Source organism: Thermodesulforhabdaceae bacterium (genome assembly GCA_037482015.1).
Taxonomy (GTDB): domain Bacteria; phylum Desulfobacterota; class Syntrophobacteria; order Syntrophobacterales; family Thermodesulforhabdaceae; genus JAOACS01.
In genome coordinates, this window is sequence record JBBFKT010000005.1 from 80,436 (window position 1) to 93,055 (window position 12,620).

Consider the following 12,620-nt stretch of genomic DNA (forward strand, 5'->3'; position numbering starts at 1 on the left):
GAAAAGATGGAAGATCTCAAAAAGGTCCAGGAACGAATAGAGTCTCTCCGAAAAGAAATTACCCTCCACAATTATTACTATTACGCTCTGGATAGACCCGTAATTAGTGACGAAGAATACGATGCTCTTTTCCGGGAACTTGAACAACTTGAAAAAGCCTATCCTCAATTTATTACACCCGATTCGCCAACCCAGAAGGTTGGGCATCCGCCACTAAAAGAATTCAAACCTTTTGAACACACAACTCCTATGTTGAGTCTCGAAAACGCAATGACGGAGGAAGATGTTATACAGTTTGACATAAGAGTTCATAAGGGGTTGAAATCTGCATCCGATCGCAGTGTTTTCAAGCCGCATGGTATGTTGTATGTAGCAGAACCCAAGATAGATGGAGTAGCAGTAGAAATTATCTATGAAAACGGAATTCTAGTTGCCGGAGGCACAAGAGGAGATGGTAGAGTTGGAGAAGATGTTACACCCAATATTAAGACTATTCGAGGACTGTCTCTAAGGTTAATGGCTTTTGATGGGGCTCCTGATCCTCCTCCCTTTCTTTCAGTAAGGGGAGAGGTTTATATGGAAAAAAAGGATTTTCAAAAACTTAATGAGGAACAACAAGCTAAGGGACTTGCGCTTTTTGCTAACCCTCGCAATGCTGCTGCTGGATCTTTGCGACAGCTTGATTCTTCTATAACGGCTCAACGTCCCTTAAAGATATTTTGCTATGGTATAGGTGGTATAGAAGGAATTTCTGTTGTTTCTCATTGGGAAGTTTTGAATCTTCTCAAAAAATGGGGGTTGCCGGTTAACCCTTTGAGCAGACCATGTAGTTCCATTCAAGATGCTCTTGAATTTGCTAAGTGGCTTAGAGACCAACGCCAAAATCTTCCTTATGAAATTGATGGCGTTGTAATTAAATTAAACAGTCTTGAAGCTCAAAGGCAGCTTGGCGAAACTACGAGAAGCCCCAGATGGGCAATAGCTTATAAGTTTTCGGCTTACACGGCTGAAACGAGGGTTAGGAACATCAGAGTCCAAGTTGGAAGAACCGGAATCCTTACCCCGGTTGCAGAGCTTGATCCTGTGTCCATTGGAGGGGTTATTGTTCGCAATGCAACGCTTCATAATTATGATGAGATCCTGAGAAAGGATATCCGCGTTGGTGATTGGGTAATTGTTCAACGTGCAGGAGATGTAATACCCGAAGTGGTAGAAGTTATAGCTGACAGGCGGACTGGTGAGGAACTAGAGTTTGTTATGCCTTCTTCTTGCCCGGTTTGTGGATCTGAAGTAGTTAGAATCTCAGGCGAAGTGGCTCACCGATGTTCCAATCCAAAGTGCCCAGCTAGAATAAAAGCCGCTATCATCCATTTTGCCAGTAGAGAAGCCATGGATATTGATGGATTGGGTGAGAAGACGGTTAATTTGCTTGTAGATAGAGGACTTCTTAAGTCTATACCAGATATTTACAGACTCAGAAAAAAAGATCTGGTAGATCTTCCTGGTTTTGGAGATCTTTCCGCCGAAAACCTTATAGAAGCTATTGAGAAGAGCAAAAAAGCCACTTTAGATCGGTTTCTTTTTGCTCTAGGGATTCCTTACGTCGGTCGTTATACCGCTCGGTTGATAACTGAAAAATTTCCTTCCATAGATGCCATTATGTCCGCAAAAAAGGAAGACCTGATGGCTATCCCAGGGGTTGGCGAAAAGATAGCAGGAGCGGTGAGCGATTATTTCGCCGATCCGAATAATAGAAAAATGGTGCAAGATTTGCTGGAAGAAGGTGTGACCATGGAAATTCCGGGTGGGATCGAAGAAGAGGCTATAGATAAGGCCTCCTTCTTTACTGGAAAAACTGTGGTATTTACGGGCGCTTTGTCTTCCATGACCAGGGAACAGGCAGAGGAATTGGTGACAAGAATGGGAGGCACAGTGACAAAAAGTGTTAGCAAAAAAACGGATATTGTGGTGGTTGGTGAAAATCCCGGTTCAAAATACGAGAAGGCTGTTTCTCTTGGAATTAGAATAATGAGAGAATCAGAATTTTTGGAATATACGGGTAAATCTTAGTCTGGAACATTAGGAGGAGGTGCTAGGGGCTATGAAGAAGAGAGTTCATGTATGGATTGATGGTAGAGTTCAGGGAGTCTTCTTTCGAGCTTATATGAGAGATGCAGCTAAGAAGGAAGGAGTAGGAGGGTGGGTTAAAAATACACCTGACGGTAGAGTAGAAGCTGTTATGGAAGGGGATGCTGATGCAGTGGACCGAATGATTAAATGGTGTCATCGTGGTAGCCCCCTTAGCAGAGTTGACGACGTGGTTGTAGAAGAGGAACTTTTCAAAGACGAATTTTCTGATTTTGTTATATTGCGTTAAGAAATAACGAGGAGGTGCTTCCTTTTATGGAAAGCGTAAGCAAATTTTTTTCTAACGTCTGGGAAATAATTAAAACTTACGATATTCAAAAAATTCTCGACCTTATTCACAGTATTAACTGGCTAGAGATGTCAAAATCTCCCATTACATGGGTTGTAGCGGGGATTATTATTCTAACAATAATAATCTCAAAGCGTTATCGATATATTATTGTTGCGATTTCCGCTGTAGCTTTCGTCTATCTTATAGATAAAACCTTGCCAGCTCAGTTGGACAATGTGGAACTTAAAAATCTAATTGGCTTTTTCCTGGGAGCTGTGGTTATCGTAGGGATAAATTTTTATTTCCTTGTCGTTCGAGAGTAGGTATCGTTAGTTCAGGGTTTTTGGAAATGGTTCAACCTTCAAATATTTCCGCCTTTGTTATTACGAAGAATGAAGAAAAATCCATCGAAGGATGCCTTTTATCGCTTTCTTTCCTTGACGATGTCGTGGTTGTGGATGACTTCAGTAGTGATGGCACAGAAGAGATCTGCAGATCTTTTAGTAATGTGAGGTTCTATAAGAATAAGTTCGAAAATTTTACTTCCCAAAAAGCCTTTGCTATGTCTCTTACCAGACACGACTGGGTGCTGGAGATCGACGCAGATGAGAGAGTTTCAGACGAAATGAAGAAAGCAATTCTTCAACTCTCTGATGCTGACCTCTCCTTTTACAATTGCTTCATGTTTAGGCGAAAGACTTTCTTTTGCGGCAGGTGGATACGGCACGGCGGGTTTTATCCAGATTACAAGGGCAGGCTTTATAATAAGAATAAGGGACGCTGGAGTGCGTTGAGGGTTCATGAAAGGTTTATTGTAGATCCCCCCTGGAGAAAACTGCCTGTGGACATCTTGCATTATCAATGTGGCGATTTGAAGGCGTATTTACTAAAGCAAATTCGCTATTCTGAAATGAGCGCCATGGATCTTTACGAAAGAGGTGTGAGAGTTCGCTGGTATCACTATACTTTGCGACCTCTCTACACCTTTTTGTATCGATATTTTTTTAGGCTCGGACTTTTGGATGGATTCCATGGTTTTGCCCTTGCGACTATTGGTTCAATAGCAACCTGGGCAAAATACACATTCCTTAATTCTACAAAGTGTAATCAAATTTCTATTCGACCCCACTAAACTAGCAAACTATGCCGTAAACGAACCTGGACTTAGCGGTTGAACCTGTTGCTGACTAGCTATTTGATCCCACGCTTCCTTCAGGCTTTCCATGATCCTTATGAGAGGATCGTAATATTCAGGTTTGGTTCTTGTGTTTACGGTGATAAGTTGCCTTAGCACAAAGTTATAGATTCTCCCAAGATTTACAGCAATTTCACCGCCTCGTTCATAATCAAGTCCAACAAGTAGTTCTGTGATTAAGTCCTGAGCGTGTCTGACTTTGTCGTAGGATCCTTCGATGTTTCGCTCCTGGTGAAACTTTTTAGCATCCTGTAAGTCTTTTATGATCGCTTCGTAACACATAACTATAAGTTTTAAGGGATCTATCGTTTCAAGTTTGGTTTTGCGATAGGCATCAATAGGGTGTGTCATAAAGATCCTCCTTTATTTTAGAATGTCCTGTGTTTTTCGTAGCCTCGAATTGCTTTGTTGGTTTGCCTTATGCGAGTCATAGCTTTATCAAGCTTTTCCATATTCAGATTGAGGTTGTGCATGGCTCGTAGAGTAATATCTTGGGCTTCTCTAAGTTTTTCCCGGAAAACTCTATACCATGTCCTTAAGTCATTGTCTTGATCAAAATATTTAGAAACCGTGGCAAGGAGTTTATTCATTTCTTCAAGGGTCTTGTCAATTTCAGTTCTGAGCACCTGGCATCTTTTGACAAGTTTTTCTAATTCTCCTATTTCACCATAGGCATCATCCGCAATGGCTTCAGTGCAAGCTTTGAGTTCCTCGATTTTTGCAAGCGATTCTTCGAATAGTGTATGTAACCGACTTTTTTGTCCGATATAAACATCCTCATTGCCCATTTTTCTTTCCAGTCGGTTTTTTATCCAGCTCTACTAAGGCCCGCCAATTGAGCACCTAGCCAATTAGACTGAGCCTGCATTTGCGAAAAAGCCGATTCCATAGCTTCAAATTGCTTTCTCATTGCTTCGATTTGTCTATCAATTCGAGTTTGCTCCGAATTTATCCGATCATCAAGTCTTTTTATCATATTTTGAAGACTATTTTCTTTTAGCGTCAGAGTTCCGTCAATTGGATCTGTCAATCTGTTAAGCTGGTTATACATGTTGGTTGCGAAGGTCTGTAATTTTGACGTTGAACCGTCAAAGTCAGATTGGATAGCCTGATTAAAGGTTGTTTCATCAAATTCCAGACGATTGTTATCGTTTATTGTTATCCCAAGCTTAAAAAGCTCACCTTTCAAATATACATTCTGGATGTTGGATTTTACTGTCTGAAGAGTAAAGTCCGAATTAAGAACCCCTGACTTAGCTCCAACCGTAGTGTTGCCCGTAATATGCTTTCCAATTTCGTCCAGAACGGCGTTGTAAGAATCGACAAACTTTTTTACCTTATCTTTTATTGCTGAATAATCTCGATCGACTGAAAGAGTTACAGTCGTTGACGAATCAGCTTTGTTTAACTGGAAGGTAACTCCCTGTATGGCATCAGATATTGTGTTGGTGGATCGTTGTATTGTGAGACCATCTATGGAAATAATCGCATCCTGACCTGCCTGGTGAGTAAAGGTCATGTTGGAATTTGAAGCATCAAAAGAAAATCCCTCTGCACCTGTGTTCTTGCTTACGAGAACAAGCCTGTAGTCGTTATCTGCCACTTTTACAATATTTGCCGATACACCTGCATTAAGAGCATTAATGTCTGATCTGATTTGGTTAAGGCTTTTACCGTCTAGAGATACGTTTTGACCGCCGATTTGCAGATAACCTGTTTTCCCAGCGTCTTGATCCAGGGATGTAAAAGATTCGCTGAATTCCTTTTGGTAATCTGCAGTCTGATGCACCTGAATTTGGTAAACTCCGGCTGACGCCGTTGATCCTAGACTGACAGAAAATAAAGAATCGGGAGAGACCGAAGCATTTGAAGATGTTGTCTTTGCCGCAAACGCATTGTAATCCCAGGGGTCTCTTAAGTCGTTTGCGGCATTCTTAAGTTCCGAAAGTTTTGATCCTAAATCCTTCCATGCAGTGAGTCTGTCGTTTAAAGTATCTTGCTGATTTTTAATAAGGTCTATTTTTTTCTGCATGGTGGACTGGAGCTTGTCCAGAATGTCCTGCCAGTTTATTCCGCTGCTGAGACCACTAACGCTGATACCCATGATGTGGCCCTCCTCTCATAGTCAATCCAATCCGTTTATATATTCGGCATTGTTGTTCTTCTTCTTCAATTATTTTTTAAAAGCAATGACTGTGCCAAAAAATAAAGCGGGCTCGAAAGCCCGCTTGCGTGCATTATGTCTTGGTAAGTTAAGTTAGAACTTAGCCCAGAAGTTGGACCAGTCGCTGAGGAGCCATATTGGCTTGAGCAAGCATTGCAATACCGGATTGCTGGAGAATCATGAATTTAGTGAACCTTGTAGCTTCCTCTGCCATATCCACATCTCTTATGGTCGATTCGGATGCAGAGAAGTTTTCAATGCTGATTTCAAGGTTTTCCATCGTGTATTGCAGTCTGTTCTGATTGGCTCCGATCTGGCTCATATACTGGTTGATGCTGGTAATTGCGCTGTCAATGGCATCCATAGCTTCTCTTGCACTGGCAGCGGTTTCAATTGAAATGTCCTCAACTCCTAGAGCATCAGCGTCAGCAGTAGCTAGTCTGATGTTCAATTGAAATTCAGCACCATTTGTCTGACCGATCTGGAAGGTAAGACCATCCGTAGCAATGTCTCCACCGCTAATAAGAACAGTGGTATTATACTTAGTAGATTGAGCAATACGAGTAATTTCAGACTGAAGGTTCATAAATTCAGATGTAAGCTGCGTCTGGACAGTTTGATCAGAAGCTGCCTGAGTGGCAAGTTCTTTCATCCTGACCAAAATGTCGTAAATTTTGCTGTAAGCTCCATCTGCTATTTGAAGCATTGATTGTGCTTCCGATGCGTTCTGGCGGGCTACCTTAAGTGATGCAATGTCAGCTCTGAATTTGTTAGCAACAGCAAAACCAGATGCATCATCCTTGGCAGAGTTGACTCTATAGCCGGAAGAAAGTCTCTTCATAGAGTCAGCAAGGTTTTTGTTAGTTAGCAAAAGGTTTCTGTGTACATTTATTGCTTCTATGTTTGTGTTAATTCTGAGTCCCATAGTTATACCTCCTTGTTTTGCTGGTAACGGTGACTTTCCTGTTCACCGCCTTTTTGTTCTTGGTTTTGTGTTTAGCATGTCCTTTCAATCCCTAAAATCGGACGAGTTATCGGAAAACTTTAGTAATTTTCTGAAGTCTAAAAGGCTTTTTTTATAATTTTCAGAATAAGCCTTATAAATGGAAGAGTTTCGGGTCGTCCTTCTTTTTTTGCCTGTTCTAAGGCAACAATCAGATTGTTCAACAATCTGGTTTTCTCCCATGACATTTTAATCTGATAATCTTGGAAGTTTGTCTCTTCGGGTTGTTCAAATCTTCTAAAGGTTTTTTCGAAAATTTCTATGTTCTGCCCATTTTTCATAATACTGCAGAAAAGCCCCCCAATGATTACGTCATACTCTAAGACACCACTTAAAACCAACTCTTTATAGAGTCCCAGGGCTCTATGGTAGGATCCGTTTAGAAGATACCCCAGAGCTAATCCTCGTTTGCAATGTTTGTTCTCTCTGTCTTTTCTAAGGCTGGCATGTAGATTTTTCATAGCTTCTTCTATGTTTCCCGAAAAAAGAGACGTGATGCCCTTATAGAATTGATGCTTGTCTTCTGGTATTTTCCTATCATGGCCCAGCTCACCAATAACTTTTTCGGAAGTTGAATATTGTTCCAGGGCTATAAGATGCCACATTAACCAGTCGAAAGCTCTATCCTTCGATAGATCATTTGTTGCCTCTTTGAAAAAGTTTTTAGCTTCTTCATATTTACCTAACCCCAGCAAAATCCCCGTTATTCTGAGGTTAACTTCCCATTTGGGAGGATCCGGGATGGTTGGAACAGGGCGGATCGAATATGGTGCGTCAAGAGAAAGCTGGAAGGATCGCAAAGCTCGTTTAAACTCTCCGAGAGTTTCATAAAAACACCCCAGTCTGTATAGCTCCGCTTTCCCCAACTCTCCAATCGCTTCTGCTCTTACAAACCAGCGTAGAGCTTCTGCTTTGTTGTTTCTCAGGGATTCTATGTGTCCAAGCATTTGATAAATCTCGCCTAAAGCGACCCTATTTACAGTATTAAAGGAATGTTGTTCGATATAGTCCTTCAGCACAGATAATGCTTCGTCGTGTCTTTCAAAGTAAAGATAGGAAATAGCAAGCAGCAGGATATAGTCCGCACTGTGACGCCTAAAATCAAAGTCTTTTAGTAGAAGTTCAAGATTTCTTTTCATCTTTCTCTTAAGAATAACTGGATCAGTATAACCGTAGTGGCGTATAACAATATCAGTGGTAGCCCCTTTACAACCAGCTTCTGTTAGAGATGATAGGAGTTCTTCATGGACTCTATGTCGAAACCGAATATCCTTTCTCAAAGGTGCACATCTTATTTGATAAAAACAGGAATTGACCTTTTGGTTTTTGATATCTTCAAGGATGAACAGAAAAAAGGTTTTTCTGTCAAAGTATTTTTTCAGTAATGAAAGTTTTTTGACACTATCTTCGGGCAAACGATCGTCGGCATCCAACCACAGAAAGTAATCCCCGTGAGCATGCTCTAGAGCAAAGTTTCTAGCAAGAGCAAAATCATCCTTCCACGGGAACGAAAATACAAAGGGGGTATAACGATTAGCAATTTCCACAGTGTTATCTTCCGAACCAGTATCTACAATGATAATTTCATCTACTGCATCTTTTACCTGGTTTAGGAGTTCTCCCAGTTGATGAGCTTCATTTTTTACAATCATGCAGAGCGATAGTTTTTTATCGCCCATTTTTGAATCTCCGTAAGCTGCTGTATAATTTTAACCACTGTAAGGGGAATATCTTCAGCACAGCCGCTGTGGATGCTGAGATTAAAAAAATCAATCAACAATGAAGATACCCGAAGTAAATCTGACGTGTTAACAATATGTTTCTTAAATACGATAGCATCACGGACTTCTTCAAAAATTGCCTTTGTCTTTAAAGACCACCTTTTTATTTCATCCTCAGGTAGTGAAGAAAGTATTGAAAAATCCGACGGGATTCCCAAAGGACCGTCCCAAAGAATCCTAAGCAAGTTTTTGCGGAATAATGACTGTTTCAGTTTATTTTCAGAAATATCGTAGGGTTCATATATAAGAGTTCCATTTGACAGAAATCTAGATTTGAGAATGGTAGCTTCTTCCTGGTGAATCTCTTCGGTAGTGCTGTCACCTGTGAGCACTTTTGTGGCTATTTTAAACACGGTTGATGGAGTAATGGCGTCTCGGCAAGTAATTCCACAAGGAAAGCCCGATGCTTCATCCATACAGGGGTAGCATTCCATTTTCGGACACACAACGTAATGTCCTTCACCATATGGAGCTGTTTCGCCAGGGTATGCCGTAGAGAGATAAATGCCTATTGTAGAAGTTCCCACACTGGCTGCAATGTGGATTGGACCTGTGTCATTACTAACAAGTAGTTTGCATCGCTTAAGAACAGCTATTAGATCCTGCATTTTTGTGGAACCTATCAAGCTGAATATGTGGCCTTTCTCGATGAAAATCCTGGGTATTTTGGCGGAGAATTCTTCAAAGAGAGTTTTTTCTTGGGTTGATCCTGTGAGTAAAATTTGAGCATTGTGATGTCTTATAAGAAGTTCGGCAAGTTGAGAAAAATATTCAAGTTTCCAGGTTCTGTGAAGTCTGTTTGCACCCATGTGAAAGGCTATTAAGGGGCGATCGCGAGAGATTGAAAGCCATGCAAAGAGCTTTTCGATACGTTCTTCAGTTTTTTCATCTGTTTTTAGATAGCGTCTTACGGGAGAGTGTCGAATTTTTCCCATCCCTATATGAATGTCCACAAGATTAAAGGAATTTTCTTCCCTGTTACTAACAGACGCAAAAAGATAACGTCCCCATGTATCTTTGATTACCAAATAAGCCGATCCGTTTTCTGCTATTGCTCCTGTTTTTTCTTTCGCATTGATACGATTAGCTATGATGGCTGAAGAAAGATCATGAGTCAGGTTTATCACTAAATCGTAAGACTCTCTTAGAAAAGGATGAGCTAGAAGGTTAAGAATTTGATCCATGTCGGGAAGCTTAAGTTTTACAGCCTCTTGAGGTTGAATCTTTACATATCGGTTTACCAGCGGAACCGCTTTCATGATTTCGGCAAAACGATCTACGCAAACGAACGTCACATGCACTCGGGGAATTTCCTCGTGAAGTCTAACCAACAATGGCATCGTCTGTATGATGTCCCCCATTCTGGTTAACTGAAGAATCAGCACCTTGTATGGAATCATAGCTTCACACCCTTGATTCTTTCAACCATTCTAACAAGTGATGAAGCTTCCCGCTTTTTGCCTGCATAAATTAAAAGTCCCACGTGTAGCTTTAATATTTCTTGCTCTTCAGGAGAAATTTCCGGTTTGCTGAGAATAGATTTTACCTGGTAAAGGCTCTGTCCTATCGCTTCATCAATGTTTCCGCTTTTTATCGCCAAAAGCATTCCAAGCCTTTTGTTACTTAAGTCGTTTGGGTCATCTTTTTCGACCAATCTAAAAAACCAGGAACTTTTCTTTTGAGAAACTATGATGTCCACAAATGGTGATAGAGTCTTCCTCCAATCCGGTCTCAATCCTAGAAGTTTCAGGAATTTGTTAATGCCTTGCACCACATGGGATGATGTATCGGATGCTTTAGATAGAATTCTCTCGAAAGATTTAAGTATATGTTCTGTAGGAAAAGTAAGCTTATGATGATCTAGGTTGGCAAGATATGCGATGGCTCCTTCAATGTCTCCCTTATCCATAGCTATAGTTGCAAGAACTGGGAGAATTTCAGCATTTTCATCGCTAATCATAGCAATAGCTTTTTGGTGTTGACCTGTATTTGCGTAACAGCGAGCCAGTAAATTTTTTATGTCTCTGGACGGTATTGTAAGTTCCATGCTCAGACTAGATGGATCTTTGAGTGGATCTCCTGCTAAATTTTGAAAATAAAAAGCTTCTTCAAGCCATGGTATAGCTTCATCCCATTTGTGTAGAATAGTATAAGCTACTCCTTTGATGATCCTTGCGCTCCTTTGTTGGGGGATCAAAGAAAGAGAATTCTCAGCGAGTTCTATAGCTTCTTGATAGTTTCCTTTTTCTAGCAATATCCTGGATTTAAGATTCAAGATAAAGCAGTGAAGGTGCTTGTCGGTAATGTTTTTAGACTGTTTGATAATCTGGTGAGCTTTGTCGATGACTCTTAGAGCAGTTCGATGTCTTCCTAGCTGAAATGCTGGAAGTGCAAGGTGATAGAGAAAATAGGGGTCTTTTGGGGTTTTACGGATTTGTTTTAGAGCGAGTTTGAAGTTTCTTTCAAGCTTTAGACGAAGCTTATCCTGACTAACTTCGTAGCCGAAATGATCTATGATAAAAGGAGCCTGTTTTATTATGCTTCCACGTTTTAAAAGCGATGGAAAAACACTTTCATGTATGATGCCAGAAAATTCCACATCGGGGAGCTTTTTAAATAAGCGAACTGCCCAATCGAAAGAGCCTGAAATTTTATCGTTATCTAAATGGAAGCTTCTAATCCTCACACTATAGGCATCTACACCTTTAACTTTTATAAGTTCTCTGATGATGTTCTTTCGCCCTAAGGGGTTTAGCCTTTCGTCGGCATCTATTGTGAGAACCCAGGATCCTTTGGCTTCTCTAAGAGATACATTGCGGGCTTCGGCAAAGTCATCTCGCCATGGAAATTCAATAATTCGCACCTTTGGTCCGAAGGACGTGACTATCTCTTTGGTTTTATCTGTAGATCCTGTATCAACTACAACAATTTCATCCACTTCATGGATTAGGCTTTGGAGACAACCTTTTATGTGGGCTTCCTCGTTTTTAACAATCATACAGCATGATATTTCCACAGCGCTCATCAGGCGTGCTCCTTAACAATCCTAATGAGTTCAGCCATCCTGTGAAGATAGGTGTGTTCTTTTAGAGTTCTCCTATATCCTTTGGAAGCGATTTCCAATCTCCATGCTTCGTCTTTTATTGCACTATCAACAAGATGCTTCATCTCTTCCACCGTTCTGCAAACAGCTAGCTCATCTTCAGCATATAGCTCTCCAAGAAGCGATCTTGAGTCAACAACTTGGAAGGCTCTGCATGCCGCTATTTCAAAAGTTCGGGGGTTTACAAAATCACCTTTTCCTATTTCTTGGGGGTTTGTAGAAGAGTGAAGATTCAGGTTTACGACTGAAGCATTAAAAATTTTAACATATTCTTCCACAGAAACTCTTGTCCCGTTTTTTTGTATAACTTTGATAAGGGGAGAACCGGGGGTAAGGTTCCAATCGGAGCCCCAGATCTTGAAATCTTTAAAATCTAGTCTTTCAAAAATGGTAATACGGTTTGGGTAGCCCGCTCCCACAAAAGACACGGTGGAACCATATTCACGCCTTTCGTCTTCCGATAAAAGAAGCGGGCGATGGATGGAAACGTCGGCTGCTAGTGGAAGGTAAAATGGCCGTGTGCCCAACTTTTTTAGCATGTTAATAAGCGGCTCTTTTTGGATCACAAAGAAAAAGTCGTAAAGTGAGGCTATTTTTTGCCAGTAGGCGAACCGTTCAAAGTCTTCAACAAACCAGAAGACTCTAAGTATTCCCCGCTGCTTGCATAGTCTGAGAACACTGGAAAAGATGGGTGCCTGTGCAATGCCGAACAGGATGTCAGGGTGCACGTTATCGATAGCCTCGAAAAGAGTCCTGGAAGCTGTTTCTTTAAGAAGTCTGGCTGCAGCTGAATCGCTGGTTGTTTTTATATACTGAAATAGGGAAAGTAAAGGAGAGAAATCAACCACTGTGACATCATGTCCGAGCTGTTGTAAAGCCCGGATGGCGTAACCCATAACTGGATAACTGCCGCCGTATATAGGCTTAACAGCCAGTATTTTTGCCACAACTTGCT

General features: G+C 41.0%; 12 protein-coding genes. 4 read left to right on the forward strand and 8 right to left on the reverse strand.

Annotation, left to right across the window (positions count from 1 at the left end; all coding sequences use genetic code 11):
• Positions 1-6: 6 nt before the first annotated feature.
• From ligA to WHS38_07640, 4 genes are read left to right on the forward strand one after another with little or no spacing between them, the layout of a single operon-like run.
• Positions 7-2,070: an NAD-dependent DNA ligase LigA gene (gene ligA, locus WHS38_07625; protein ID MEJ5300842.1), complete on the forward strand. Its 2,064-nt coding sequence runs from the start codon at positions 7-9 to the stop codon at positions 2,068-2,070.
• Positions 2,071-2,101: 31 nt separating this feature from the next.
• A complete protein-coding gene (locus WHS38_07630) occupies positions 2,102-2,377 on the forward strand; it encodes an acylphosphatase (protein MEJ5300843.1) in 276 nt (91 codons plus the stop codon).
• Positions 2,378-2,403: 26 nt separating this feature from the next.
• A complete protein-coding gene (locus WHS38_07635) occupies positions 2,404-2,742 on the forward strand; it encodes a hypothetical protein (protein MEJ5300844.1) in 339 nt (112 codons plus the stop codon).
• A 26-nt stretch (positions 2,743-2,768) separates the two neighbouring features.
• Positions 2,769-3,551: a glycosyltransferase family 2 protein gene (locus WHS38_07640; protein ID MEJ5300845.1), complete on the forward strand. Its 783-nt coding sequence runs from the start codon at positions 2,769-2,771 to the stop codon at positions 3,549-3,551.
• A gap of 9 nt (positions 3,552-3,560) precedes the next feature.
• Here WHS38_07640 and fliS read toward each other — a convergent pair whose 3' ends face one another.
• From fliS to WHS38_07680, 8 genes are all read right to left on the reverse strand, one after another.
• On the reverse strand, positions 3,561-3,965 hold the full coding sequence (gene fliS / locus WHS38_07645; protein MEJ5300846.1) for a flagellar export chaperone FliS: 405 nt from the start codon (positions 3,963-3,965) through the stop codon (positions 3,561-3,563).
• 17 nt (positions 3,966-3,982) lie between these two features.
• Complete coding sequence (locus WHS38_07650) at positions 3,983-4,402, reverse strand: hypothetical protein (GenBank protein MEJ5300847.1); 420 nt, start codon at positions 4,400-4,402, stop codon at positions 3,983-3,985.
• Between the two features lie 20 nt (positions 4,403-4,422).
• A complete protein-coding gene (fliD, locus tag WHS38_07655; GenBank protein ID MEJ5300848.1) occupies positions 4,423-5,718 on the reverse strand; it encodes a flagellar filament capping protein FliD in 1,296 nt (431 codons plus the stop codon).
• Between the two features lie 160 nt (positions 5,719-5,878).
• Entirely contained in the window at positions 5,879-6,703 is an 825-nt protein-coding gene (locus WHS38_07660) for a flagellin (protein ID MEJ5300849.1), read from the reverse strand.
• 137 nt (positions 6,704-6,840) lie between these two features.
• A complete protein-coding gene (locus WHS38_07665; protein MEJ5300850.1) occupies positions 6,841-8,460 on the reverse strand; it encodes a glycosyltransferase in 1,620 nt (539 codons plus the stop codon).
• Positions 8,430-9,962 carry a glycosyltransferase family 9 protein gene (locus WHS38_07670; GenBank protein ID MEJ5300851.1) on the reverse strand — a complete coding sequence of 511 codons (1,533 nt, stop codon included), beginning with the start codon at positions 9,960-9,962 and terminating at the stop codon, positions 8,430-8,432. The genes WHS38_07665 and WHS38_07670 overlap by 31 nt, the downstream gene beginning before the upstream one ends.
• Positions 9,959-11,587 (reverse strand): glycosyltransferase, encoded by a 1,629-nt coding sequence (locus tag WHS38_07675; protein MEJ5300852.1) that lies wholly within the window; start codon positions 11,585-11,587, stop codon positions 9,959-9,961. The genes WHS38_07670 and WHS38_07675 overlap by 4 nt, the downstream gene beginning before the upstream one ends.
• Positions 11,587-12,612: a glycosyltransferase gene (locus WHS38_07680; protein ID MEJ5300853.1), complete on the reverse strand. Its 1,026-nt coding sequence runs from the start codon at positions 12,610-12,612 to the stop codon at positions 11,587-11,589. The genes WHS38_07675 and WHS38_07680 overlap by 1 nt, the downstream gene beginning before the upstream one ends.
• Positions 12,613-12,620 lie beyond the last annotated feature (8 nt).

What these genes read in the sequence shown, in the direction of transcription:
- ligA (MEJ5300842.1), top strand. Translation starts at nt 7, where the DNA reads ATGGAAGATCTCAAAAAGGTCCAGGAACGAATAGAGTCTCTCCGAAAA.
- WHS38_07630 (MEJ5300843.1), top strand. Translation starts at nt 2,102, where the DNA reads ATGAAGAAGAGAGTTCATGTATGGATTGATGGTAGAGTTCAGGGAGTC.
- WHS38_07635 (MEJ5300844.1), top strand. Translation starts at nt 2,404, where the DNA reads ATGGAAAGCGTAAGCAAATTTTTTTCTAACGTCTGGGAAATAATTAAA.
- WHS38_07640 (MEJ5300845.1), top strand. Translation starts at nt 2,769, where the DNA reads ATGGTTCAACCTTCAAATATTTCCGCCTTTGTTATTACGAAGAATGAA.
- fliS (MEJ5300846.1), bottom strand. Translation starts at nt 3,965, where the DNA reads ATGACACACCCTATTGATGCCTATCGCAAAACCAAACTTGAAACGATA.
- WHS38_07650 (MEJ5300847.1), bottom strand. Translation starts at nt 4,402, where the DNA reads ATGGGCAATGAGGATGTTTATATCGGACAAAAAAGTCGGTTACATACA.
- fliD (MEJ5300848.1), bottom strand. Translation starts at nt 5,718, where the DNA reads ATGGGTATCAGCGTTAGTGGTCTCAGCAGCGGAATAAACTGGCAGGAC.
- WHS38_07660 (MEJ5300849.1), bottom strand. Translation starts at nt 6,703, where the DNA reads ATGGGACTCAGAATTAACACAAACATAGAAGCAATAAATGTACACAGA.
- WHS38_07665 (MEJ5300850.1), bottom strand. Translation starts at nt 8,460, where the DNA reads ATGGGCGATAAAAAACTATCGCTCTGCATGATTGTAAAAAATGAAGCT.
- WHS38_07670 (MEJ5300851.1), bottom strand. Translation starts at nt 9,962, where the DNA reads ATGATTCCATACAAGGTGCTGATTCTTCAGTTAACCAGAATGGGGGAC.
- WHS38_07675 (MEJ5300852.1), bottom strand. Translation starts at nt 11,587, where the DNA reads ATGAGCGCTGTGGAAATATCATGCTGTATGATTGTTAAAAACGAGGAA.